This window comes from Nocardia rosealba, assembly GCF_020216065.1.
GTDB lineage: Bacteria > Actinomycetota > Actinomycetes > Mycobacteriales > Mycobacteriaceae > Nocardia > Nocardia rosealba.
The window spans coordinates 161,083-184,343 of record NZ_JAIWNA010000001.1; the positions used below are offsets into that span (position 1 = coordinate 161,083).

Below are 23,261 nucleotides of genomic sequence, written 5' to 3' on the forward strand. Positions count from 1 at the left end.
CGGATCACCGCCGCGACCTGTCAGGAAAGCGGGGGCTGTCCGGTCTGGAGGGTGTCGGCACATCGAGAGGAGCCACACCATGACCGGTCAGCATCGGATCGTCGTTCTCGGCGCGGGGTACGCGGGACTCGCGGCGGCCCGCCGTTTGGCCCGCACATCGCGTGACACGACGATCACCGTGGTCGATTCCCGCGCCGAGTTCGTCGAGCGTGTGCGGTTGCACCAGGAGGCGGCGGGGCAGCGGATCAAGCGCTGGGAGCTGCGGAAGTTGTTGGAGCGCAAGGGGGCAGAGTTCGTTCAGGCGAGAATCTCGGGCCTCGACCCCGTGACCAAGCAGGTTCACCTCGAGGAGCTTGCCGACTCGCCAGGGCGGCTGCTCGGCGGGGGCACCTCGGCGGGGCAGGCTCGCCGGTCCGGTCAGTGGTCGGGCGACGGCACGCCGGAAGGTGCTGGTCACCAGGCCTCGCACATCGGTGAATGGTCACTCGCCTACGACACGTTGGTCTACGCGCTCGGTAGCGCGGCCGATCGGTCGGGTGCGCCGGGCGTGGCCGATTACGCGCGGTCTGTCGCGACGCCCGAGGATGTGCGTGCCCTGCCCGAGGGGCGGGTCGTTGTGGTCGGCTCCGGGTCGACGGGCATCGAGCTGGCGGCGGAACTCGCCGAATCGCAACGGTATTCGGCGGTGACTCTGCTCGGCGCCGATGAGCCGGGCGCCTGGTTGTCGACGCAGGCCGTCGAGAGCATCCGCACCACGCTCACCCGGCTCGGGGTGGAGATCCGGTCGTCGGCGAAGGTCGTCGAGGTGCTGCCGACCGGTGTGCGGCTCGCCGACGACACCGTCATCGAAGCCGAATCAGTGGTCTGGACAGCTGGTTTCACCGTTCCCGATCTGGCTCGCCGCGCCGGTCTCGCGGTCGACGAACACGGCCGCATCCGGACCGACGCGACCCTGCGCTCGATCTCCCACCCCGACATCTACGCCGCCGGTGATGCGGCGCTGATCGCGGGGCCGGGCGATCGTCCGCTCCGAATGGCTTGTGCCACGGCTATTCCCGCAGGTGGTTACGTGGCCCGGGCGATTGTCGCCCGTGCCAAGGGTAGCGAGCCGGAGCCGATGAACTTCCGCTACCAGCTCCAATGCCTCAGTCTCGGCCGCCACGATGCCGTCATCCAGGTGCTCAATGCCGACGACACTCCCGGAGGGCGCGTGATCCGGGGCCGCACCGGTGCGGTGGTGAAGGAACTGATCGTGCGCGGTGCCGGAATGGCGGTCGGCCTGCGCTGACAGCCGCAACCATCGCCAGGTCAGATGCTCGACGCTGAGGTCCTGCCGGCTCGGGTGTCGGCGCGCACGGCACTTCGCGCCACGGCGGTGATCCGCCGGACCCACGGGGCGAGGGCGATCAGGGTCAGTAGCGCGACCCACGGCAGGCGCCACCACCAGCGCAATTCGTAAGTGGCGGACGGTGGTTCGGTGACAAGGGGTCGGGCGGTGGACGACCAGGCGACGAAGGCGTCGCCGATCGGGACCAGGCCGAACGCATAACGTTTCGAGCTGGGCAGGTCGATCGGCAGGCCGAGTAGTTCACCTTCGGCGGCGAGGGCTCGGGCCAGGGCGTCGTCCCCGTTGACGCGGGCGGCGCCCTGGGAAACCACCGTGGCCGACAAGCTGATGCCCGCGATCAAAGGCCCCGAGTCCACATCACCGCTGCCGTCCACGCCGTGTGGGTATTCGCGTATCGCTGGACCGAAACCGCCAGGGTGCGAGAGGAATTCGGCACGGAACAGCGAGTACTGTGCTCGCGCGAATTCCGGATCGATCTCCGGCAGGAACCGATGAATCACCGCCTGGGAGGTCGCCCTCGAGCCAGTGCTCGTCGAGCCGTCCACAGCGGAAACCTGGTGGGGGAGCAGTCCTGTGGATGGGTCGAGGCGCGACCGCGCGTGATCCAGCCACCGCTCGATCACCGCCGAATGCCGGGTGCCGAACAGCTTGTCGTGCAGACGAAGCGAGGCGATCGCGACCGTGGAGTCCACCGGCCACGCCTGCCCTCGGTACGCCTGCAGAAACGGAGTGCCGGACGCCGCGAACGCCTGCGCGATCTCCTGACTGTGCTCGGAGAACCGTTGAACCTGAGCGGAGTCCGACGAGTCGAGCGACAGAATCGCCCCGCGCAACCAGTTCGTCCACCCTGCCCAGAAGATCCCGTAGGCGGGTTGCAATTGCGGACTGAACACCGCCCGCCCCTCCTCGGATTCCAGTCGTGCAAGCGCCCACCGCGATTCGCGCACGGCCTGCGAGCGAAGTCCGGGCTCGGCGTGCGCAGCCTGCACCCAGGCCAGTCCGTAGAGCGCATTCGAGAACAGATGTCCCTCCGGAAACTGTTGCTGCGCTGCCGTATCGGCGCCGTCGTCCAGGGCCGCGCGCAGGAACGACAATTGCCGTTCCGTGGAGCCCGGTATTTCCCCGGCTCCCGGCTGTGGCAGTAGGAATCGTCCCGCCGCGATCAGGCAACATGCGGTCACCACTACTCCCGCGACCCGCAGGATCCACCCCGAGATTCTCCCCATACCGCCCACTCTGCCATCAACGGATCGTCAACCAAGGGTTGACGAAGCGGTATCGTCAACTTAGAGTTGACGCATGAGCACGCCGAACATCCGCCTCGACGATCTGATCGACGGCATCAAGAAGGCCCGTCCCGACAATGTCCTCGAACAGCTCTCCGACGCCGTGGTCGTCGGAGACCACATGGGCGAGGTCGCCGACCACCTCATCGGCCACTTCGTCGACCAAGCCCGCCGCTCCGGCGCCTCCTGGACCGACATCGGCGCCAGCATGGGCGTCAGCAAGCAGGCCGCGCAGAAGCGTTTCGTTCCCAAACAGCCCGGCGACGCCGCCGCCATGGACCCGCAGGCCGGGTTCGCCAAGTTCACCCCGCGTGCGCGGCAGGTCGTCGTCGACGCGCAGGAATCGGCGCGCACGGCGGGCAACGACCAGATCACCCTCGGGCATCTGATCCTGGCCCTCATCGGCCAGTCCGAAGGTCTCGCGGCCAAGGCGATCGAGGCCCGCGGTGTCGAACTCGGCGCTGTTCGCCAAGCGGCCACCGCGGGGCTGCCCGGCGCCGCGGACGAGGTGCCCGCACTCATCCCCTTCGACGGGGAAACAAAGAAGGTGCTGGAGCTGACGTTTCGCGAGGCTCTTCGCCTCGGCCACAACTACATCGGCACCGAGCACATCCTGCTCGCGCTGCTCGAGCACGAGAACGGCTCGGGCGTGCTCAGTGACCTCGGCCTGGACAAGGCTGTTGTAGAGGCCGACCTCGTCGCATTGCTCGAACAGTTCCTCGCCGCCAAGGGTGATTCCTGACCGTCGGTCGTCTCCGGTGCGGTGCGCCCGTGCCGGAGGCGACCTTGCACTCTCGTCACCCGAGTGCTAAAAATGGCTTTGGCACTCACGTCTGTTGAGTGCCAGGTCGGGACGGTGAGATCGGGTTCCATCGACACCCTCGGTCGTCCGTCGCGGGCACCGCACCTGGCCAGCGTACTTGGGGACGATCCAACCTGTGGTCGTCTCGTGTGTCAGCCATAGACATGTGGAGGATCTCAACGCAATGGCCAAGACAATTGCGTACGACGAAGAGGCCCGTCGCGGTCTCGAGCGGGGTCTGAACGCCCTCGCCGACGCTGTCAAGGTGACGCTGGGCCCGAAGGGTCGCAACGTCGTGCTCGAGAAGAAGTGGGGCGCCCCCACGATCACCAACGATGGTGTGTCCATCGCCAAGGAGATCGACCTCGAGGACCCGTACGAGAAGATCGGCGCCGAGCTGGTCAAGGAAGTCGCCAAGAAGACGGACGACGTCGCCGGCGACGGTACGACCACCGCCACCGTGCTGGCCCAGGCGCTCGTGCGTGAAGGTCTGCGCAACGTCGCGGCCGGCGCGAACCCGCTGGGTCTGAAGCGCGGCATCGAGAAGGCCGTCGAGGCCGTCACCGCTCGCCTGCTCGACTCCGCCAAGGAGATCGACACCAAGGAGCAGATCGCCGCCACCGCCGGTATCTCCGCCGGTGACCCGGCCATCGGCCAGCTCATCGCCGAGGCGATGGACAAGGTCGGCAAGGAAGGTGTCATCACCGTCGAGGAGAGCAACACCTTCGGGCTCCAGCTGGAGCTCACCGAGGGTATGCGCTTCGACAAGGGCTACATCTCCGGTTACTTCGTCACCGACCCCGAGCGTCAGGAAGCGGTCCTCGAGGACCCGTACATCCTGCTCGTGTCGTCGAAGATCTCGACCGTCAAGGATCTGCTGCCGCTGCTGGAGAAGGTCATCCAGGCCGGCAAGCCGCTGCTGATCATCGCCGAGGACGTCGAGGGCGAAGCCCTGTCGACCCTGGTCGTGAACAAGATCCGTGGCACCTTCAAGTCCGTCGCCGTCAAGGCCCCGGGCTTCGGTGACCGTCGCAAGGCCCAGCTGGCCGACATCGCCATCCTCACCGGTGGCGAGGTCATCAGCGAAGAGGTCGGCCTGTCGCTGGAGACCGCCGGTCTCGAGCTGCTCGGCCAGGCGCGCAAGGTCGTCGTCACCAAGGACGAGACCACCATCGTCGAGGGCGCGGGCGACGCGGAGGCCATCAAGGGCCGCGTGGCGCAGATCCGCACCGAGATCGAGAACTCGGACTCGGACTACGACCGTGAGAAGCTGCAGGAACGTCTGGCCAAGCTGGCCGGCGGCGTCGCGGTGATCAAGGCCGGTGCCGCCACCGAGGTCGAGCTCAAGGAGCGCAAGCACCGCATCGAAGATGCCGTGCGCAACGCCAAGGCCGCCGTCGAAGAGGGCATCGTCGCCGGTGGTGGCGTGGCCCTGCTGCAGTCGGCGCCCGCACTGGACGACCTGAAGCTGACCGGTGACGAAGCCACCGGTGCCAACATCGTGCGCGTCGCGCTGTCGGCCCCGCTGAAGCAGATCGCCTTCAACGCCGGCCTCGAGCCCGGCGTGGTCGCCGAGAAGGTCTCGAACCTGCCCGCGGGTTCCGGCCTGAACGCCGACTCCGGCGAGTACGAGGACCTGCTGGCCGCCGGCGTCGCCGACCCGGTCAAGGTCACCCGTTCGGCCCTGCAGAACGCGGCCTCCATCGCGGCCCTGTTCCTCACCACCGAGGCCGTCGTCGCCGACAAGCCGGAGAAGTCGGCCCCCGCCGCCGACCCCACCGGCGGCATGGGCGGCATGGACTTCTGATCGGTTGATCAGCTAGTTCTACAAGTCCACGAAGGCCGGTCCACTCTCGAGTGGACCGGCCTTCGGTCTGTCCGACAGGAGCATGAAGTGGCGTTCGCCCGTCATCCGGCGAGTAGTCAGGCGCGACCGATGAGCAGGCGAAGGCAAAACGCCGATCGTGCCTGCGAGTAGTCCGATCTAGCCGACAGGCGTCAGGCGGAGGCGCTCGGCGAGTTCGTTGAAGATGTAGAAGTTGGGGATGGTGTTGACGGGGGCGAGCGACATCCACATGCCTGCGACTTTGAGGCGGATGTGGCCGCTGCGGGCGTCGATGAGTTGGATGTTGGTCCAGGGGAAGTGTTCGCCCTTGTAGGTGAGGGCGTCGAGGGAGAGGCCGAGGTCGCCGAAGTTCACGGTTTCGCCGTTGTCGATGGCGGCCACCGCCAGGGGGAGTTGGGTTGCGGTGACAGCGGATTGGATGGCGCGTGCCCATTCGCGGGCGCGGGCGAAGCCCTCTTCGTCTATTTCGGCGCGGCCCGCGGGACCGGTGAGTTCGAGGCGGTAGGCGACGGGAACGGTGTCGTGGAAGGGGATTTCCTCCTGCCGCACCTCGGTGGTGTCCCACCGGAAGCCGGCGACGCGCTGACCCGAGTGGTACACCGTGACCCCGTATTCGAACAGGTCGATGCGGGCGGCGCGGTTCTGCCGGTTGATGATTCCGCGCCGGAAGGCGAGCATCACCGGGACCGCGGCGATCATGAGCAGTGCGATGGCACCGGGCCACGCGCCGACGATCAGGCAGATCACCCCGATGAACGCGATGCAGCCCGCGACGATGCCGCACCCGCGCACGAAGGTGTCGTCGGCCGGAGTGGCCAGGAAGGTGTCGCGGTGCGCACCGAGCTGCTGGTACTCCGCCATGAGGTGTATCAGCTGGGTCAGGGGCACGGGGTGGCGAGCCTCGGCTACGGTCTCCGGCCTGTTCGGAGTGATCACTTGTCCCTCCATGAGGCGTTTCATCCGCGGCGAAGCGTATTCGACCGGCGCGGATAACGCCACCTGTAGGGCGCTCGGAATCCGCCCACGACCGGCCTGGACACTCTCCATACGCATGCGTATGGTTTGAGCAGGGGAACCGCTGAGAGGTTGGATGAATGATCCGCAACATTCACGAGCGAACAATTCAGGCACCGGCCGCACAGGTCGGCGAACTGCTCGATAAAGTAGCGATTGCGGGAAACCCGTTGTGGCCCAGCGAGAAATGGCCACCGCTGGAGCTGGACGGCCCACTGGCCGAAGGCGCGACAGGCGGCCACGGTTCCACTCTCTACACCTGCACCGCCTACCGCCCAGGTGAATTCGTCGAGTTCACCTTCCCGCCCGGTTTCATGCTCGAAGGCACCCACACCTTCGAGGTGATCGGCAAAGGCACGTCAAGCGCCCTGCGCCATGTGATCTCGGCCGAAACCCGTGGCGTATCCGGATTCCTGGGCTGGCACCTCGCCATTCGTCCGCTGCACGACGCCTTGCTCGAGGAACTGCTCGACAACGCCGAAACCGCCGCCGGCACCCCGCCCGCGCCGTACCGCCGGCCACTGCGCGCCCGGCTGCTCTACTGGACTTTCGTCAAGCTCGGCCTCGACTGACTACATCAGCCGTTCGAGAATCGAATCGACCAATTCGCTGGTGGCGGGCAGGCTTTCGGGAGAAACGCGCGCCAGCTGATTGATCCCGTGATAGATACCGACGGCCACCGCCGCCCGCGTATCCGCCTGCTCAGCGGCCACTCCGAGCAGACGCAACTGCGCGGCCACGTACTCGATCCGCCGCGCGGCGACCCGTCGCATGGCAGCGGCGACCGCGGGCTGGTCGATGGCGGCCAGCAACGCCAGTTCCTCCCGGCCTTCGGTGGCGTAGTCGATGACATCGGTGAACAGCACCCGCAGCCGCTGCGCGGGGTCGGTGAGCTTCTCGAGCGCGGCGATCACCTCGTCGGTGCCCTCACGTTCCCAGTGCGCGAGGACGGCGTCGACGAGCGCCGGGCGGTCTTTGAAGTGCCAGTAGAAGCTGCCCTTGGTGGCGCCGAGACGTTTGGCGAGCGGTTCCACAGCCACGCCGGCGAGACCGTTCTCGCCGAGGGCGACGATCGCGGCGGCGACCCAGTCGTCGGCGCTGAGCCTGCGAGCGGAGGGTGACTTCACAGCCATACGCTATCGAATGGCCGCGCTAGGCTCGAGTGGTGGAGTTTGTCGACGAAGGCGCGGGCCCGGCGATCGTGTGCGTGCACGGAATCCCGGGTTCGGTCGACTGGTTCGGCGCGGCCGCCGAGCGGCTGACTCCCCGTTTCCGGGTGATCCGGGTGGACCTTCGCGCCGCGCCGGAGGATTTCGCCGCCCCGGCCAGATCAGCGCCCATCGCGGCCCTGCTCGAGGAACTCGACCTGACCGACGTGACGGTGGTCGGCCATTCGTTCGGCGCGGAGATCGCCCTCGAGCTGGCAGCGCTGCCCCGTGTGGCACGCGCGGTGGTGGTCGGGCAGAGCCCGGACTACACGGCCGCGCGGATTCCGGGGTTCGCCCGGTGGGTGGTCCGCCCGTGGTCGGTGCGGCTCGCGCAGCGCTGGACGCCCGGTTTCGTGATCCGCCAAGGCAATCGGACCTTGTTCGCGCCGCGGTTCCGCTACGCGTCGGTGCCCGGCCTCGCCGAGGCGGTCGTGCGCGACTTCCGGTCGGCCGCGCCGACGGGCCTGGCCTATGCCGTCGGTGCCCGCGCCGACGACTTCGCCGCCCGGCCGCTCGACGCCAGGGTGGCGGCGCTGGACGTACCGGTGCTCGCCGTGCACGGCCGCCACGACCACCTCTACGACGCCACCGCCACCCTCGCCCGTTTCGCCGCCGCCGGGGCGCGCACGCATCTGGTCGAGCACGCGGGGCATTCCCCGCAGGTCGAACAGCCGGACGAATTCGTCACTGTGCTGGAGGAATTCGTGCGGTCAGAACCCGTCGATCGCTGACACCACGAACGGCCCCGGCTTCTCGTCTGTGCCCATCGGGCCGCCCTTGTCGAACTGAGACGACACGATCAGCGCCCGGTCCCCAGAGTGCACCATCGTGGTGGGGATGCTCAGGGCGGGATCGTGGAATTCGCGTTCCCGCGTGGCCGCGCCGCCGTGGTCGGTGACGGTCCAGCGGCTGATGGTGTTGTCGGTGTTGTGCACCACCCACAGCGTGTCGCTGCGCAGTTCCAGGCCGTCGCCGTTGCGCACGGTGCCGCCGGTCAGTGCCACCTTGCGAATCGGCTCGGCGCCGGTGAGGTCGATCCGGTACAGCTCGCCCGCCGACATCGCGACGACGAGCAGGTAGGTGCCTGCCTCGTCGGCGACGATCCCGTTGAGTTCGAAGGTCTTCGGGTCGCGTGGTCCGAGCACCGGTGCGAGGTCGGCGGCGACGGTCAGTTCGCCCCGGCCTTCGGTGGTGTGCGTGAGGGTGGCGCGGTAGACGACATTGCGGATGCTGTCGGTGAGGTAGGCGCTGCCGTCGGCGCCGAAGGCGAGGTCGTTGACGAAGCGCGGTCGGGTGTCCGGGACATCGAATCGAGCGAGCAGGGCCCGAGAACCGGTGTCGTACACCATGACTCCCGCGGTCGAGTCGATCACCCACAGCCTGCCGTCGCGGTCCACCCGTAGTCCGTTGGTTGTCTTGCGGCCGTCGGCGCCTGCCGGGAGGAATACCTCGGCCGTCGCCGTGTCCGCTCCCGCGCGGAACACGGTGCCGTCGGCGTAGGAGCCGACATAGGTGGTTCCGGTGCGTGGATCGAGCGCGATGCCCTCGGGATAGACGGCCGCGCCCGGCAGTCCATATGCGGTGCTCAGGACGGGTGACGCGGCCGGGTCGTCGGTACCGCAGGCGGTGAGCGCGAGGCAGGCGACGGCCATCGCGAGGGTCCTGATCATGGTTAAGCCTCTCGTTCACGTAATGCAATACATCATCAAACGAGCAGAAATGTAGATTAGAGTTCTAATGTTCGTCAAGGGTGATACTTCGAAATGGGCGGATACCATGCAGCCATGACGTCCATGCCCTCGACCGAGAGGCTGGGCACGTTTCTCAAGCGTGCCGAGCAAGCCATGATCGCGGCGAAAACAGCCGCGCTCAAACCGGCCGGGCTGACGGTTCCGCAGTTCAGCGCGCTGATGTACCTCGCCGAGAACCCCGGTATCTCGGCTGCCGCTCTCGCCCGGCTGGCGGGGGTGACGCCGCCGACGATGAACACCGTCCTGACCAATCTGCAGGACCGCGGCCTGGTCGAACGCTCACCACACGAGTGGCACAAGAATGTCCTCGAGACCCGGCTGACCGAGGCGGGCCGTGAGGTCACCGAGGCGGCCGACGCGCGCGCGATCGCGGTGGAACGCGCCGTGGCCGCCCGCTTCACCGCCGCGGAATTCGCTACGCTGACAGCGCTGCTGACCCGCACGGCACAGGCTTTCGAGGAAGTCCGCCGGGATCTTCCGTAGCAAACGCGAAGAGCCCGCCGGAGGGGTCCGGCGGGCTCTCTGGGGCGAACGGGTCAGCGTTCGGCCGCGGCCTTGATCTTGCGCAGCGTCTCGTGCATGCCCGAGACGAGATCGGCCTCGAACTTCTCCTCGCCGCCGGCGAGCTTGATGACCGGGCCCATCCAGCCGGGAATTCCCTTGGGGTCGAGGGTGCGTCGCTCGACGAGGCGGGTGCCCGCGGCGGTCGGCGCGAGCTCGTAGCTCCACACGGTGTGGTTCTCGTTCATCCGGAACGCCAGCGCGGTGTTGGGGACGAACCGCACGATGCGCGAACTGGTCGGCCAGACCTTCCAGCCGTCGCGGTTGAAGTTGATGGTGCGCGCCCCTTCGCGAACCCCACCGATCGCCAGCATCTTGACCGTGGTCGGGCTGAACTCCGACATCCGGTTCAGGTCCGCGAGAATCGACCAGACCTGCTCCGGCGATGCGGCGATGTCGATACTTGCTTCGAGATTGTTCGGCAACGGTGCCTCCGGGTTGTGCGTGACGTACGGTCACACCGAGCATAGGGTCGCCACTCGCTCCAGCCCTCCGCCCACAGTCGGATTTTGCCCCCACGACCCACCAAGCGGGGACGCCGGTTCGAGTCCGGTCGACGGGGCATCCGCCGCCCTGGTTTTCGGGGGCTTGTGGGTTCTCACAGAAAAGTGGGGGAAATTCCTTTAAAACACCTCCTATTCACATTTGGCTTCGGTATCGTCCGAGACGGCAAATCGCCAGTGACAGAAGGTCACAGAGTGTCAACTTGGAGTGCACCATGCTTTACAACATCACCGAGTCCAACTCCGGCAGCAGCGGCGACGGCGGCATCCTCGCCCTGCTGATGAGTCTGCTCACCAGCTCGATGAGCACCGGTTCGGCCCAGACCTCCGGTAACTGAGCGCATCTGAAGCAAACCTCCGGCTAACGCGCGGTAAGCCGGGAGGGCTGTCGTTGGGCCCGATCCATGACGAGGGGATCGGGCCCTTCGGTATTGTCAGCGACAATGTCACAGGATGCGAATACGGGACGAATGTATGCCGGGCAGCCCGTAGAGGACCGGCAACGCCAGCGGCGTGCGCGTTTTCTGGAGTCAGGCCTGACGGTCTTCGCGCGCGACGGGTACGCCAACAGTTCGGTCGGTGCCATCTGTAAGGACGCCGGACTGTCGTCGCGGCAGTTCTACGAGGAGTTCACCGGCCGCGAATCGCTGCTACTCGAGCTGTACGAGCAGATCGACCGCGAATCCCGCGAGGCGGTGGCTACCGCCCTCGCGGCGAAAAGCGACGCCAGCGCGATCGATCAGATCGACGCGGCCGTACGCGCTTACGTCGAGACCATCGGCACCGATCCACGCAAGGCGCGGGTGGCGCTGGTCGAGGTGGTCGGCGCCGGACCCAAGGTCGAGAAGTTCCGCCTCGAGCTACGCCGGGTGTGGGGCTCGCTGCTGGCCGGCGCCGCCGAGGACGCGGCCATGCACGGCGAAATCCCGTCCGGCGACTACGAGTTGCGGGTGCTCGCCATCATCGGCGCGGTGAACTATGTGGTCGACGGCTGGAGCGGTGCCGATCCGCGTCCGCCGCTAGACGATGTGATCCAGGTGCTGAGCCGGGTGATTCTCGGCGCGGTCGGGGCTTGATGGCGCGGGTCGAGACCGTCCCGATCCAGGTACCCGACGGCACCACCCTGCCCGTGCGGCTGATTCCGGCGCGCGGGCCGCACCGTCATCCGGTGACCCCCGACGCCCCGCGTCCGGTGATCGTGATCGTGCCCGGTCTCGCCGTGCCCGGTGAGTTCTACGAATACTTCGCCCACCAGCTGTCCGGGCGCGGATTCGATGTGGCCATCGGCGAATTGCGTGGTCAGGGCGGTAGTACTCATCGTCCCGGTGCCGAAAGCACCTACGGTTACCACGAATTGGTCGCCGTGGATTTTCCGGCGATGCTGCAGGTGGTGCGCCACCGTTTCCCCAGCAGCACCCCGTACCTGCTCGGGCACAGCATGGGCGGCCAGCTGTCGGTGCTGTACGCGGCCCGGGTGCGCGGCAGACTCGGCGGCCTGATCCTGATCGCCTCCGGCACACCGTATTACCGTGGCTACCGCGGTGTGCTCGGTCCGGGGATGCTCGTCGGCACGGCCGCGGTGGCGGTCGCGTCGAATCTCGCCGGTTTCTGGCCGGGCGACATGCTCGGCAAACGGGCATACGGCCGCCAGTCCAAGGTGCTCATGTCGGACTGGGCCCGCCTGGCCCGCACCGGCCGCTTCGTTCCGGTCGGCGCCGATATCGATTACGAGGAACGCGTCGCGCGGCTGAAGTTCCCGGTGCTGTCGATCACCATCGAGGGCGACGAGATGACCCCGCAGACCTCCGCCGACCATCTGCTGAGCAAGATGCCCGCCGCCGAGGTCACCCGCCGGTTCGAGCCGGAACCGCTTGGCCACAACGGCTGGATCACCAACCCGGACTCCACCGTCGATGCCGTCGAGAAGTGGCTACGCGACCGCTGAGACGCGGACACAGACGATCGAATCGCACGGGAACAAAACCGGTTCGCTGAATACATATATTCGTCATACTGGTCCATATGCGACGAATGGAGAATCGGTGACCGACCCGGGTTCGGCGGTGCTCGTGCGTGCGCTGGCGGCCGACGCCTCGCACACATCCGAATCGGTGCGGGCGGTGACGGCGCGGCTCATCCGCGACGGTTCCCTCGCCGAGGGGATCCGGTTGCCGACCATCCGGGAACTGGCCCAGCATTGCGGGCTGAGTACCCGCACGGTCGTCGCGGCCTGGGGTGAGCTGCGCAAAGAGGGACTGATCGCCACCAATCGCCGGGGCGGCACCGTGGTGGCCGCGGCCGGGGGAGTGCCGCTGGGGCGCCCCCTCGCCGAGCGTGACCTGCTCACCGGCAGCCCCGATTACGCCCTGCAGCCCGACCTGGCGCCCGCGATGCTCGCCGGGCTGCACACCGACGACCTGAACCGTCCCGGCCGCGACTACATCACCGACCGTTTGCGCGCGGCGGTATGTGACGGCTGGCCCTTCCCCGCCGAGGCGTTCGTCGCGGCGGGTGGCGGCTCGGAGGGTTTGTTTCTCGCAGTGAACGCGGCGGCCCCGGACGGCGCGCTCGTCGCGGTGGAGGAACCGGTGATGCCCGGGTTCCTGGATACGCTGACCGAGGTCGGATATCGGGTGATCGGGATCGCCGCCGACGAGCAAGGGGCACTGCCGGATTCGCTGGCCGAGGCATTGCGCCGGAGCCCGGCGGTGGTGGTGTTGCAGCCCGAAGGCGCGTACGCGACCGGCGGTGTGCTCTCGCCGCATCGGGCTGCGGAACTGGCCGAGGTGTTCGCGGCGGCGGAGGCGGAGCCGTGGATCGTCGAGGACGACGCGGTCGGACCGCTCGCCGCGGCGCAGGCGCACTCTCTGGGGAGCTGGTACCCGGAACGCTGTGTACGAGTGCGCAGCTACTGCAAGGCCTTCGGGATGGATATCCGGACCTGCGTGATCGGTGGCAGTGCCGAACTGGTCGACCGCGCCATCCGGGCCAGGGTGCACGGTATCGCCGCGAACAGCCGCATCCTGCAGAACGCCCTGGCGCACTTGATCACCGATCCTGGTGCGGCCGCGCTCATCGACACCGCCCGCGAACGCTATGCCGCGCGGCGGGCCGGTTTGATCGCGGCGCTGGCCGCACACGGGGTGGTCGCCGAGGCCGGGACGAACAGCCTGGTGGTGTGGGTCGAGGTCGCCGACGAACAAGGTGCGCTGCTCCGCTGCGCGCGGCACGGGGTGGTCGTCGGGTCGGCCGCGCGATCACATGTGGCGGCGGCGCGCGCTGCTATCCGGGTGGCGGTTCCCCAACTCCCCGACGACCCGCGACGGCTCGCCGAACTCGCGGCCCTGCTGGCGGACGCGGCGGCATCGACCCACCGCGAATTCCTCGACTGACCCGTTCGCGGGCGGCCGGACATCGGCCGTCACGCAGCGCTCGATCGCGTCACCGAGGGTTCGCGGACTGCCGCCCCTCGGCCCTCACGCCGTCCTGATCGCCTCGTTCGTCGACAGGGCCGCGATCCGGGTCAGGCAGTCGAGGTATCGGGGGTGGTGGACGGCGAGCGGCACGTAGTAGAGCACGTCGGTCGCCACAGGACGGTCTGTGTCCTCGGCGAGCTGCGCGGTGATCTGCTCGTTCGAACCGATGAGGATCCTGTTGTCCGTCAAATACTTTCGCAGGTCTGTGGGCTGCGGGTAGTAGCGCGGGCTCAGTGCGATGTCTGCCTCGAGAAGGGCGAGGGAATCGTGCTCGCTGTCGCCGGGGAGCACCGCCACATTCGTTCCGATCCGTGGCGTTTCCCGCGAGGCGTCGAGGTAGGCGTCGACCAGTTCGGTGACACTGCCGCCCGCACGTGCTTGTGAATTGCCGTGCGGCAGTAGTCCGTCGCCCGCGGCGGCTATCCGGCGGGCCGTGTCGATGTTCCCGGTGGACTGCCAGATCCGGGACCGCAGGGTGCCGGGCGGTGGGTAGAGGGCGATGTCGTCACCGACCTGTCCGCTGTCGAGGATGCGGTGGAGTTCGGCGACCCGCTGAATGTAGATCGTCTCCCGTTCGGCGTCGGACACACCGAATCCCGCGTAACTGGTGGCGGAATGCCCGAAACCGAGGCCCTTGCCGAGGCCGAGTTCGAGCCGTCCGCCGCTGAGCGCGTCGGTGACGGCCGCGTCCTCGGCGAGACGGACCGGATGCTCGAACGGCACTGTCACCACGCCGGTTCCGAGCCGGATGTGATCGGTGTGCTGGGCAGCGGCGGCCACGAACGGGAACACCGACGGCAACGCCGCGTGATGGGCCTCGAAGTGCCGTGCGGCGAACCAGACGGTGCCGAAACCGAGGCGTTCGGCGTGCACCGTGATCTCGATGGTGCGGCGGTAGACCTCGGCAACCGGTGGGCCGCTGCGCAATTGGACGAACAGGGCGCGATTCACAGGCCGTAGTGCCCTCTCAGCGTTGTGGTCTGGTACTCGGTGCGGAACAGTCCACGTGCCTGCAGCAGCGGAACGACGTGATCGACGAAAACGTCCAGCCCGCTGGGCAATTCGTCGAGCATCACGTTGAAGCCGTCGGCGGCGCCTTCGGTGAACCAGTCGGTGATGAAGTCGGCCACCTGCTCGGGCGTGCCGACGACCTTGGCGTGCACGCTTCCGGACGCGAGAAGCCGCGCGGCGCCGCGGGTATCGGCGCCCGTCGCGCGCACATTGTCGAGCAGGACCGCGCGCTGGCCGCGTGAGCCCGCGTCGCTGTTCTCGTCGGGGATCTTGTCCCACGGGAACGGGGCGTTCAGGTCGAGGTCGTCGGGGGAGATGCCGAGACGGTCGGCCAGGTTGGTCAGTTGCACGTCGTCGGGGATCAGGTCGAGGAGCTCGCGTTCGCGTTGCCTTGCCGCGGCTTCGGTGTCGGCGAGCACGATGATCAGACCGGGAAGCAGTTTCACGCTGTCCGGGTCGCGCCCCGCCGCGGCGGCGTGCTGTCGCAGTTCGGTGCGGCGCGCAGCAGCGGAGAGGGGGTCGACATGCGCGGAGTAGATCGCGTCGGCGGTCCTGGCGCCGAGCTCGACGCCGTGGCTCGACGCGCCCGCCTGGATCAACACCGGTTTGCCGTGCGTCAGCGGCGGTGACTTCAGCGGGCCCGCCACCCGGAAGAATTTGCCCACATGGTCGACCGGGCGGACCACTTCGGGATCGAGGTAACGCCCGGTCGCCTTGTCACCGACGAGTGCGTCCGCCGGGACCGAATCCCACAGCGCTGTGACGACCTCGAGGAATTCCGCGGCCCTGGCATACCTCTCGGCCTTCGGCAGCGCTTGGTCGAGGGAGTAGTTGCGGGCGGCGTTGTCACCGCCGGTGACCACGAAGTTCCAGCCGACCCGCCCGCCCGACACCGACGAGAGCGCCGCGAACGAGCGGGCCAGATTGTAGGGGTCGTTGTAGGAGGTGGTCGCGGTGACGATCACCCCGATCCGGCTGGTGTGCGCGGCCAGCACGGCATGGGCGACGAACGGTTCGAGCAGGCGGCTCGGCGCGGTCCAGTCCTTGGCCTGGATATCGGGGGAATCGGCGAGGAATACCGCGTCGAGCAGGCCGCGCTCGGCGGTGCGTGCCACGTCGAGGTAGTGCTCGATCTCGACGAAGTGGGCCGCCGGCTCCGGTGCGCGCCGCCACGGGCTGCCGATGGCGCCGCCCGGAATGAGATTCGCGTTGAGAATGACATGTCTCGGCATGAGGGATCCTAGGAATTCGACAGGGCGACAGAGGGTTCCGTTGCGAGCGGACGGGCGGGATCGGCGACCCACTGCGACAGGGAGCCGGGATAGAGGGCGATCTCGATGCCGAGCGTCGCCAACACGAACACCTGCAGGGCCGCCGCCATCGCGCTGCCGCAGTAGCTGGCGGCCGGGGTTCCGGCGTCGAGGCCGAGGCGGTGGTAGCGGGCGCGCAGCGTTGTCTCGTCGAGAAGCAGTCCCTCGTCGTCGAAGTCGTCGAAGACCGGGGCGCTGACGGCGCCGGGAATATGCCCCGGATACTCGCCCCCGCCGTGGAAGTGGGCCGGCGGGCGGGCATCGAGGAGAGTGCCGAGGCTGGGAAGCTCAGCGACACCGACTGTTTCGATGACGGGCAGTGCTCCCGGTCGTGCGATGGCGGAGGTGGCCCGCATTCCGGACGCATTGGGTTCGTTGGCGCCGTCGTTGCCGCGAGCGTCGGGCCCACTGCCCTGTGTGCTCGACGGCTCCCCGGGCCGATCCGAGGTGAGTCGGCCGCCCGCCGCCTGCCAGGCGCGTAGTCCGCCGTCGAGGATGCGGACGTCGGTCAGACCGGCCCAGCGCAGCACCCACCAGGCGCGGGCGGCGGCCACCGAGCGGGCGTCGTCGTAGACCACCACCGTGCTGTCGGGATGGATACCCCAGCGGCGCAGTGATTCCGTGAGGTGGTCCGCGTGCGGCAGGGGGCGTGCGCCGGAATCGGCGGTCGGGGTACCGGACAGATCGGCGTCGACATCGGCGAATCGCGCGCCCGGCAGGTGTTCGCGCTGGTAGTTCGCGCCCTCCCCGGCCGTGCGGACGTCGAGCAGCACGAGCCGCGCGGGCGGGGCGTCGCGCAGGTCGGCTGCGGAGACGAGGTGGGCGGCACGGTCGCCGGGCATCGGGGTCCTTTCGCCGATTTCGGTGTGTTCGACCGGCCGAGAATATGTAGTCCGGGTGAGGGAACACATATTTGGAGTCCGCCTGACTTTTTGTGTTCCCGTGGGTGTTTGGCCGACTTATGTTTCTCCCGCCGGGTCGTCGGAACCCGGGAGATGGGAGGTCGGCCGTGACAAGCCGGATCGTCGACGCGCAGTGGGTACGGAACCGTCGCGCGGACGCCGTCGTCATCGAAGTGACCAATGGTCATGGGCCTGCCGTCATCCCGGGTGCCCGGTCCGTCTACTGGAAAGACCTGCTCTGGGACCGGTCGCGCCGCGAGTTCCCCACTGCTCGTGAGCTGGCCGACCGTCTCCACGCTCTCGGTGCCCACGCCGACGCCCCGGTTGTCTTCGCTGGGGACCCACCACAATTCGCGGCCTACGCACTCTGGGTCGCCACCGCTGTGGGAGTCGGGGGCGATCTGCGCTACCTCGATGGAGGTACCGCAGCGTGGCAGCATGACCGGGCGGAGGCTGCGCGAACGCCGCTTCCCCTCGTACCGCCCCGGTTCTCCGAGGTCGTCGTCGGCCGCGAGCAGGTTCGCGCGGCGATCGACTCTCCGGCGGTCCTTCTCGACCTGCGCTCGCCCGAAGAGTTCGCGGGACACCGCGTTTCACCGTCGTCGGAGCCGGTCGACCACGGCGCCGAGCGACACGGACACATTCCCGGAGCGCTGAACCTGCCCGCACAAGACCTACTCGACCCTGCGGGCTTGCTCCGGCCGATCGACGAAATCGCCGCGCGCGTAGCGGAACTCGACATCGCCGGCGTCGACGACATCGTCGCCTACTGCCGGCTCTCCCACCGAGCCGCACTCGGCTGGCTGATCTTCACCGACCTTCTCGGTGACCATCGCCTCCGCGTCTACGACGGCTCGTGGACCGAATGGGGCAGCCTCGTCGGCGCTCCGGTCCACAACCCGGCCGAGGCGGGGGAGCCGACCTCATGACGGAATCACAAGCGCGGGTCGCACCGAGCTCCCTCGACCACGCGAAGGTGCGCCGAGAGGATGCCGAGGCGCGCAAGGGAATAGTCGCGAGCCGGCACCGGGTCGTCGCACGTCGTGTCTCCGGGGTCCTTCTTTCGGCTGTCGGGATGATGTGGGCGGCCGTCACGTTGGCGTTCCTCGCGGTGCACATCGCGCCGGGCGACCCGGTGACCGCGATCATGGGCGAGTCGAGTGATCCGGCCCTGCGGGAGCGGATCGAGCGGGACTGGGGGCTGGATCGTCCGCTGCTCGTGCAGTACGGCCTGCATCTGGGCCGGTTGTTGCACGGTGATCTCGGCTATTCGTATGTGCGCGGTGAACCCGTGGCCGACATCCTGTTCGGCGAGCAGTTGGTGACGAGTGCGCAGCTCGCGGGGTTCGCGCTCCTGATCGCGGTGGTGCTGGCGCCGTTGCTCGCCGTGCTCACGGCGGGTCGGCGTGATGTGTTCAGCCGGGCGACCGCGACACTGGAGGTGATCGTCGCCTCGGCGCCCCCGTTCTGGACCGGTCTGGTGCTGATCTGGGTGTTCGCGTTCACGCTGAAAGTTCTCCCGGTGACCGCGGGCAACGAATTCCAGCGGCTCGTCCTGCCCGCCGTCACCCTGGCCTTGCCGATCGCCGCGGTTCTCGCGCAGGTGATGCGGGAGGGGATCGAGCGCGCCCTGGAGCAGCCGTTCGCGCTCACCGCCCGCTCGCGCGGGATCAGCGCCACCCGGTTGCGGGTGCGGCACGGGTTGCGACATTCGCTGATTCCCGCCGCCACGCTGGCCGGCTGGGCGGTGAGCGGGCTGCTCACCGGGACGGTCGTGATCGAGGAGGTCTTCGGTCGGGCCGGTATCGGCCGGGAGACCATCGCCGCCGTCACCCATTCGGATGTGCCGGTAGTCCTCGGCGTCGCCCTGCTCACCGCCGCCATCTACCTCACCGTCACGGTCCTCGTAGACCTCGCCTACCTGTGGATCGACCCCCGCCTCCAGGAGCCGACCGCATGACCGACACCGCATCCGCTCACCTGAAAGCCGCGAAGCCGACCGGCGGCGTCGACCCGACCGCCGGCGGTCCGTCCGATGGGCGGTACAGCGAGGCCGTCGCGGTCGAGGCAGCCGACGTGCCTCGAGGGGTCTCCGAGCGGTCCACCAACGGGTCGACATCGAAGTCGCGGACTTCGGTGGGCCGGCAGGAGACGCGCGGCAAGGTGCATGCGCTGCATCAGTTGGTCGCAGTAGCCTCGAAATGGCCGCTGAGCGTGATTGTTTCGGCGGCTGTGCTCGCGTCGGCCGCCGTCGCCGCACTCGCACCGGACCTGCTGTCGGGCAGCGACCCACTGCACACCGATCTGCTCGCCGCCCACGAATCACCGTCCCTTGCCCACCCGTTCGGCACCGACCAGCTCGGCCGGGACGTGTTCACCCGCGTCGTGCACGGCGCTCGGCTGTCACTGTTCATCGGGGTCACCGCGACAGCGCTGGCGGTGGCCATCGGGGTGACGCTCGGATTGATCGCCGGAATCGGCAATCGGCTCGTCGATGCTGTGGCGTCGCGGGCGTTCGACCTGCTCGGGGCGTTTCCGGAGATCCTGCTCGCCCTGGTGCTCATCACGTTCACCGGCACCGGCACCGCCAACCTCATCCTCGCGATCGGTATCGCCGCCGCACCTCGGTTCGCCCGGGTGATGCGGGCCGAGACCCGGGCGGTGCGTGGCAGCGAGTTCGTGGCGCAGGCGGGGTTACTCACGCGGTCGCGGGCACGGACCGTGGTCCGCCACATCCTGCCCAACGCGCTGCGCTCGCTGCCGGTGGTGGTCACCCTCGGGCTCGGCACGAGCATTCTCGGGGCCGCCGCGCTGAGCTTCCTCGGCTTCGGCCCGAAACCGCCCGTGCCGGAATGGGGTTCGATGCTGGCCGAAGCGCACGGTGATCTGCGGATCGCCTGGTGGTCGGTCGTCTTCCCCGGTGCCGCCGTCACCGTCGTCGTCCTCGCGACGACCGTCCTCGGCCGCTATGCCGGTCACCGTTTCGAGCGAAGGGCGCAGCTATGACCGACACCCTGATCGAGGTCCAGAACCTGCGCGTCGAATTCGATGGACGTGAGGTGGTGCTTGGGGTCGATCTCGAGCTGCGCCGCGGCGAAATCCTGGCCATCGTCGGCGAATCCGGGTCCGGGAAGTCGGTGACCACCCGCAGTCTGGTCGGTCTCGCGGGCGGCCGGGTCAGCGCCGATCGGCTCGATCTGTTCGGCGCCTCGGCCCTCGACCTCACCGAACGGCAGTGGCGTGGAATACGCGGCGCCCGAGTCGGTTTGGTGTTCCAGGACGCCCTGGTGGCGCTGGACCCGTTGCGCACCATCGCCGACGAGATCGGTGAGTCGCTGAGCGCGGTCCCGCGCAACGAGCGCAACGACCGCATCGACGGACTGCTGCGTTCCGTCGGCATCGCCGACCCGCAGGTCCGCAAGCGGCAGCGCCCGTTTCAGCTTTCCGGCGGCCAACGCCAGCGCGCCCTGATCGCCTCGGCGCTCGCGGCGGGCCCGGACGTCCTCATCGCCGACGAACCGACCACCGCCCTCGACGTGACGGTCCAGAAGCAGGTGCTCGAGCTGCTTGCCGCACAGGTCGCCGGTGGTCGGGCCATGATCCTGGTCAGCCACGACCTGGCCGTCGTCTCCTCGATCGCGGATCGCATCCTGGTGATGCGGGCGGGCGAGGTCGTCGAGGCGGGGTCCGCCCGTGAGGTCATCGAGCGACCCCGGCACGAGTACACCCGCGCGCTGCTCGCGGCGGTGCCGCACGGCAGTGCCCGCGCGCGGGTCACCGAGCCGGTTTTCACCGCGGAAGGTCTCACGAAGTCGTACCGGGGAGTTCCGGCGATCACCGATATCTCCTTCGAAGTCGGTGCGGGTGAAGTGCTCGGCGTGGTGGGTGAATCCGGGTCGGGTAAGTCGACCGTGGCCAAGATCGTCACCGGGCTGATCGAGCCCGACCGCGGCGAGATGCGCTTCGGTACCGAGCCTTTGACGCGTAGGACTCGCAAACCCGGTGAGCTGGGTCTGGTCGCACAGGACTCGGTCGGTTCCTTCGACCCCCGCTACCGGGTGGGCGAGATCATCGCCGAGAGTGTCGCGCTGCGTGTGCCGCGCGCCGAACGTCGAGCCGAGGTGCTGCGCTTGCTCGACGCCGTGCACCTGCCCGCCGACACCATCGACCGACACCCACGCGAACTGTCCGGCGGGCAACGGCAGCGGGTCAATATCGCCCGCGCGCTCGGCGCCCGCCCGCGCCTGATCGTGTGCGACGAACCGGTGTCGGCGCTCGACATCTCCGTGCAAGCCCAAATCCTCGACCTCGTCGCCGAACTCGCCGCCACCGAAGACGTCGCGATCGTGTTCATCTCGCACGATCTGGCCGTCATCCGGCAGATCTGTCACCGGGTGCTCGTCCTGAATCACGGTGTGGTCGTCGAATCAGGTACGGCCGACGACGTTTTCCACCACCCCTGTTCGCCCTACACCCAAGCCCTGCTCGATGCCGTCCCCCGACTGGCGGTCCCGGCTCCCACAGAAAGCTCCTCGCGTGCGTAATCGCCTCACCCGACTGTTCACCGCGCTGCTGCTGGCCACCGCGCTGGCCGCGAGCGCCTGCGCCGCCGACCCCGAACCCGGCGGCGGCGGTGGTGGCCCGACCACTCCGCCGCAGGCAGGCGGCACCTTCACCATCGCCTTGCCTGCCTATCCGTCGCGCGGCCTCAGCCCGCACTACGGCGCGGCCTTCGACGCCTCCCAGGTGCTGCGGAGCAGCTTCGACAGCTTGATCGCGGAGGACCATGACGAGCAGTTCCATCCCTGGCTTGCCACGGAATGGACCATCTCGCCGGACGGCCTGGTCTACGAATTCGCCCTGCGCAAGGACGTCACCTTCCACAACGGCGAGAAGTTCGACGCCGCGGCGGTGAAGGCGAATATCGACGCCTTGCGCAACCCCGACTACCCGTCCTGGACGGTGCTGGGCCTGCTGCAGTATTCGAGTGTGAGCGCGGTCGACGTGCTCGACCCGTACAAGGTGCGCATCACCTTGAGCACCCCGCGCGCCGATTTCCTGTCCACCCTCGGCGGACTCAGCGGCGCCATCGTCGCCCCGAGCAGCCTGAAGGCCGACAAGCAGGCGCTGACCAGCGGCGCGGGGTTCGTCGGGTCAGGCCCGTTCGTGCTCGACAAAGTGGTGCAGGGCCAGGAACTGCGGTACCGGAAGAACGCTGCCTACAACTGGGCTCCCGCCACCGCGAAACACCAGGGTGCCGCCTACGTCGACGAACTGGTGGTGAAGTTCATCCCTGAGGCCGCCACCCGCGCCGGACTGCTGCGCAGTGGTGAGGTGAACGCCATCGGCACTGTGAAGGCCACCGATATCGGCCTGTTCGACGGTGTCGGCGGATTCCAGTACGAGCAGATCGGTTCGGCGGCCTCGCCGTGGGTCATCATGCTCAACCTCACCCACGGTGCCACCACCGATGTGCGCGTGCGTCGCGCCATCGCCAAGGGTGTCGACATCGCCGCTGTCACCAAGAGTCTCACCAAGGACACCCAGCAGCGCGCGTGGAGCCTGATCTCCCCGGACAGCGCCTACTACGACCCGAAGTTCGAGAACAAGGGCGGCCCCGAACTCGACGCCGCGAAAGCGCTTCTGGCGGAGGCCGGCTGGACCGGCACCGATGCCGAGGGCTACCGCACCGACGGTACCGGCAAGCGGTTGACCGTTCGATTGGTCGCCACCAACCCCACCTACCCCGAGGACGATTTCCTGAAGGCCTGGCAGGCCGAATTGCGCCAGAACCTCGGCATTCAGGTGGAACTGCAATTCGTCGACAACGCCCAGATCTACGACCTGCTGGCCCGCAACGACTACGAAGCCTTTCCCCGTCAGGTCGGCGGCCTCGACCTGTCGCTGCAATTCAACCGCGCCTACGGGTCGACCACCCCCGACCTGAAATACGGCCAGATCGACGGCATCACCATCGGCTCCATCGTCGGCGGCTCCAAGCTGGCCGACCCGCAGGTGGACCGGTGGCTCGTCGACGCGACCAAAGCCACCGATCGCGAACAGCGCAAACAACTGTTCAACCGCATCACCGCCCACCTTCTCGACAATGCCGTCGCGATCCCCCTCTACACCGACCGCAACAGCGTCGCCGCCGACGCGACCGTGCACAACCCGACCTCGCTGTTCGATGCCCCTCGCAACAGCGTCAACGGCTGGGCCTACGACATCGCCGTCCGCTGACCA

Annotated in this window: 23 protein-coding genes; 15 read left to right on the top strand and 8 right to left on the bottom strand. The window is 68.2% G+C overall.

The features are described from left to right. Positions 1-79 precede the first annotated feature (79 nt). Positions 80-1,288 (top strand): NAD(P)/FAD-dependent oxidoreductase, encoded by a 1,209-nt coding sequence (locus LDL21_RS00715; RefSeq protein WP_225278389.1) that lies wholly within the window; start codon positions 80-82, stop codon positions 1,286-1,288. 20 nt (positions 1,289-1,308) lie between these two features. Here LDL21_RS00715 and LDL21_RS00720 read toward each other — a convergent pair whose 3' ends face one another. Then, complete coding sequence (locus LDL21_RS00720) at positions 1,309-2,574, bottom strand: hypothetical protein (protein ID WP_225278390.1); 1,266 nt, start codon at positions 2,572-2,574, stop codon at positions 1,309-1,311. 73 nt (positions 2,575-2,647) lie between these two features. Between LDL21_RS00720 and LDL21_RS00725 the strand changes: the two genes are divergently transcribed. Both LDL21_RS00725 and groL read left to right on the top strand, forming a co-directional pair. Next, a complete protein-coding gene (locus LDL21_RS00725) occupies positions 2,648-3,376 on the top strand; it encodes a Clp protease N-terminal domain-containing protein (RefSeq protein ID WP_225278391.1) in 729 nt (242 codons plus the stop codon). Between the two features lie 244 nt (positions 3,377-3,620). Then, positions 3,621-5,243, top strand: coding sequence for a chaperonin GroEL (gene groL, locus LDL21_RS00730; RefSeq protein WP_225278392.1), 1,623 nt, complete (start codon positions 3,621-3,623; stop codon positions 5,241-5,243). A gap of 177 nt (positions 5,244-5,420) precedes the next feature. Here groL and LDL21_RS00735 read toward each other — a convergent pair whose 3' ends face one another. After that, complete coding sequence (locus tag LDL21_RS00735) at positions 5,421-6,218, bottom strand: DUF6585 family protein (protein ID WP_225278393.1); 798 nt, start codon at positions 6,216-6,218, stop codon at positions 5,421-5,423. Positions 6,219-6,376: 158 nt separating this feature from the next. Here LDL21_RS00735 and LDL21_RS00740 point away from each other — a divergent pair, with 158 nt between their 5' ends. Beyond that, positions 6,377-6,868 (top strand): hypothetical protein, encoded by a 492-nt coding sequence (locus tag LDL21_RS00740; RefSeq protein ID WP_225278394.1) that lies wholly within the window; start codon positions 6,377-6,379, stop codon positions 6,866-6,868. Here LDL21_RS00740 and LDL21_RS00745 read toward each other — a convergent pair whose 3' ends face one another. Next, a complete protein-coding gene (locus LDL21_RS00745) occupies positions 6,869-7,423 on the bottom strand; it encodes a TetR/AcrR family transcriptional regulator (RefSeq protein WP_225278395.1) in 555 nt (184 codons plus the stop codon). A 38-nt stretch (positions 7,424-7,461) separates the two neighbouring features. Between LDL21_RS00745 and LDL21_RS00750 the strand changes: the two genes are divergently transcribed. Then, positions 7,462-8,235 (top strand): alpha/beta fold hydrolase, encoded by a 774-nt coding sequence (locus LDL21_RS00750; RefSeq protein WP_225278396.1) that lies wholly within the window; start codon positions 7,462-7,464, stop codon positions 8,233-8,235. Here the strand turns inward: LDL21_RS00750 and LDL21_RS00755 are convergent. Further along, positions 8,215-9,174: an SMP-30/gluconolactonase/LRE family protein gene (locus LDL21_RS00755; protein ID WP_225278397.1), complete on the bottom strand. Its 960-nt coding sequence runs from the start codon at positions 9,172-9,174 to the stop codon at positions 8,215-8,217. The genes LDL21_RS00750 and LDL21_RS00755 overlap by 21 nt on opposite strands. A gap of 114 nt (positions 9,175-9,288) precedes the next feature. Here LDL21_RS00755 and LDL21_RS00760 point away from each other — a divergent pair, with 114 nt between their 5' ends. After that, a complete protein-coding gene (locus LDL21_RS00760) occupies positions 9,289-9,738 on the top strand; it encodes a MarR family winged helix-turn-helix transcriptional regulator (RefSeq protein ID WP_225278398.1) in 450 nt (149 codons plus the stop codon). Positions 9,739-9,791: 53 nt separating this feature from the next. On the opposite strand, the gene LDL21_RS00765 is transcribed toward LDL21_RS00760, so the two are convergent. Then, positions 9,792-10,241 (bottom strand): SRPBCC family protein, encoded by a 450-nt coding sequence (locus LDL21_RS00765; protein WP_225278399.1) that lies wholly within the window; start codon positions 10,239-10,241, stop codon positions 9,792-9,794. 293 nt (positions 10,242-10,534) lie between these two features. On the opposite strand from LDL21_RS00765, the gene LDL21_RS29710 reads away from it, so the two are divergent. The 4 genes from LDL21_RS29710 to LDL21_RS00780 all read left to right on the top strand — a co-directional run bounded on the left by LDL21_RS29710 (position 10,535) and on the right by LDL21_RS00780 (position 13,711). Further along, positions 10,535-10,657 (top strand): hypothetical protein, encoded by a 123-nt coding sequence (locus tag LDL21_RS29710; protein ID WP_255283991.1) that lies wholly within the window; start codon positions 10,535-10,537, stop codon positions 10,655-10,657. A gap of 105 nt (positions 10,658-10,762) precedes the next feature. Continuing rightward, positions 10,763-11,395, top strand: coding sequence for a TetR/AcrR family transcriptional regulator (locus tag LDL21_RS00770; RefSeq protein ID WP_225278400.1), 633 nt, complete (start codon positions 10,763-10,765; stop codon positions 11,393-11,395). Then, positions 11,395-12,264, top strand: a complete 870-nt coding sequence (locus tag LDL21_RS00775; RefSeq protein WP_225278401.1) for an alpha/beta hydrolase family protein — start codon at positions 11,395-11,397, stop codon at positions 12,262-12,264. Before LDL21_RS00770 ends, LDL21_RS00775 begins: the two co-directional genes overlap by 1 nt. Positions 12,265-12,361: 97 nt before the next feature. Beyond that, positions 12,362-13,711 carry an aminotransferase class I/II-fold pyridoxal phosphate-dependent enzyme gene (locus LDL21_RS00780; protein ID WP_225278402.1) on the top strand — a complete coding sequence of 450 codons (1,350 nt, stop codon included), beginning with the start codon at positions 12,362-12,364 and terminating at the stop codon, positions 13,709-13,711. A gap of 84 nt (positions 13,712-13,795) precedes the next feature. Here the strand turns inward: LDL21_RS00780 and LDL21_RS00785 are convergent, their stop codons facing one another. From LDL21_RS00785 to LDL21_RS00795, 3 genes are read right to left on the bottom strand one after another with little or no spacing between them, the layout of a single operon-like run. After that, the gene (locus tag LDL21_RS00785; RefSeq protein ID WP_225278403.1) at positions 13,796-14,746 is read right to left on the bottom strand and encodes an LLM class flavin-dependent oxidoreductase; all 951 of its coding nucleotides are present in this window, start codon (positions 14,744-14,746) and stop codon (positions 13,796-13,798) included. Continuing rightward, on the bottom strand, positions 14,743-16,038 hold the full coding sequence (locus LDL21_RS00790) for an NtaA/DmoA family FMN-dependent monooxygenase (RefSeq protein ID WP_225278404.1): 1,296 nt from the start codon (positions 16,036-16,038) through the stop codon (positions 14,743-14,745). The genes LDL21_RS00785 and LDL21_RS00790 overlap by 4 nt, the downstream gene beginning before the upstream one ends. 8 nt (positions 16,039-16,046) lie before the next feature. Then, entirely contained in the window at positions 16,047-16,958 is a 912-nt protein-coding gene (locus tag LDL21_RS00795; protein ID WP_225278405.1) for a sulfurtransferase, read from the bottom strand. Between the two features lie 167 nt (positions 16,959-17,125). On the opposite strand from LDL21_RS00795, the gene LDL21_RS00800 reads away from it, so the two are divergent. The 5 genes from LDL21_RS00800 to LDL21_RS00820 are packed head-to-tail and all read left to right on the top strand — an operon-like array spanning position 17,126 to position 23,258. Beyond that, a complete protein-coding gene (locus LDL21_RS00800; protein ID WP_225278406.1) occupies positions 17,126-17,947 on the top strand; it encodes a sulfurtransferase in 822 nt (273 codons plus the stop codon). Beyond that, complete coding sequence (locus LDL21_RS00805) at positions 17,944-18,978, top strand: ABC transporter permease (RefSeq protein WP_225278407.1); 1,035 nt, start codon at positions 17,944-17,946, stop codon at positions 18,976-18,978. Before LDL21_RS00800 ends, LDL21_RS00805 begins: the two co-directional genes overlap by 4 nt. Continuing rightward, positions 18,975-20,024 (top strand): ABC transporter permease, encoded by a 1,050-nt coding sequence (locus LDL21_RS00810; protein ID WP_225278408.1) that lies wholly within the window; start codon positions 18,975-18,977, stop codon positions 20,022-20,024. The genes LDL21_RS00805 and LDL21_RS00810 overlap by 4 nt, the downstream gene beginning before the upstream one ends. After that, positions 20,021-21,562 (top strand): ATP-binding cassette domain-containing protein, encoded by a 1,542-nt coding sequence (locus tag LDL21_RS00815; protein WP_225278409.1) that lies wholly within the window; start codon positions 20,021-20,023, stop codon positions 21,560-21,562. The genes LDL21_RS00810 and LDL21_RS00815 overlap by 4 nt, the downstream gene beginning before the upstream one ends. Then, positions 21,555-23,258 (top strand): ABC transporter substrate-binding protein, encoded by a 1,704-nt coding sequence (locus LDL21_RS00820; RefSeq protein ID WP_225278410.1) that lies wholly within the window; start codon positions 21,555-21,557, stop codon positions 23,256-23,258. The genes LDL21_RS00815 and LDL21_RS00820 overlap by 8 nt, the downstream gene beginning before the upstream one ends. The last annotated feature ends 3 nt before the right edge of the window (positions 23,259-23,261 follow it).

Excerpts from the sequence above, each read along its gene's own strand:
- LDL21_RS00715 (WP_225278389.1), top strand. The coding sequence starts at position 80 with ATGACCGGTCAGCATCGGATCGTCGTTCTCGGCGCGGGGTACGCGGGA.
- LDL21_RS00720 (WP_225278390.1), bottom strand. The coding sequence starts at position 2,574 with ATGGGGAGAATCTCGGGGTGGATCCTGCGGGTCGCGGGAGTAGTGGTG.
- LDL21_RS00725 (WP_225278391.1), top strand. The coding sequence starts at position 2,648 with ATGAGCACGCCGAACATCCGCCTCGACGATCTGATCGACGGCATCAAG.
- groL (WP_225278392.1), top strand. The coding sequence starts at position 3,621 with ATGGCCAAGACAATTGCGTACGACGAAGAGGCCCGTCGCGGTCTCGAG.
- LDL21_RS00740 (WP_225278394.1), top strand. The coding sequence starts at position 6,377 with ATGATCCGCAACATTCACGAGCGAACAATTCAGGCACCGGCCGCACAG.
- LDL21_RS00755 (WP_225278397.1), bottom strand. The coding sequence starts at position 9,174 with ATGATCAGGACCCTCGCGATGGCCGTCGCCTGCCTCGCGCTCACCGCC.
- LDL21_RS00760 (WP_225278398.1), top strand. The coding sequence starts at position 9,289 with ATGACGTCCATGCCCTCGACCGAGAGGCTGGGCACGTTTCTCAAGCGT.
- LDL21_RS29710 (WP_255283991.1), top strand. The coding sequence starts at position 10,535 with ATGCTTTACAACATCACCGAGTCCAACTCCGGCAGCAGCGGCGACGGC.
- LDL21_RS00770 (WP_225278400.1), top strand. The coding sequence starts at position 10,763 with ATGTCACAGGATGCGAATACGGGACGAATGTATGCCGGGCAGCCCGTA.
- LDL21_RS00775 (WP_225278401.1), top strand. The coding sequence starts at position 11,395 with ATGGCGCGGGTCGAGACCGTCCCGATCCAGGTACCCGACGGCACCACC.
- LDL21_RS00790 (WP_225278404.1), bottom strand. The coding sequence starts at position 16,038 with ATGCCGAGACATGTCATTCTCAACGCGAATCTCATTCCGGGCGGCGCC.
- LDL21_RS00795 (WP_225278405.1), bottom strand. The coding sequence starts at position 16,958 with ATGCCCGGCGACCGTGCCGCCCACCTCGTCTCCGCAGCCGACCTGCGC.
- LDL21_RS00805 (WP_225278407.1), top strand. The coding sequence starts at position 17,944 with ATGACGGAATCACAAGCGCGGGTCGCACCGAGCTCCCTCGACCACGCG.
- LDL21_RS00810 (WP_225278408.1), top strand. The coding sequence starts at position 18,975 with ATGACCGACACCGCATCCGCTCACCTGAAAGCCGCGAAGCCGACCGGC.
- LDL21_RS00815 (WP_225278409.1), top strand. The coding sequence starts at position 20,021 with ATGACCGACACCCTGATCGAGGTCCAGAACCTGCGCGTCGAATTCGAT.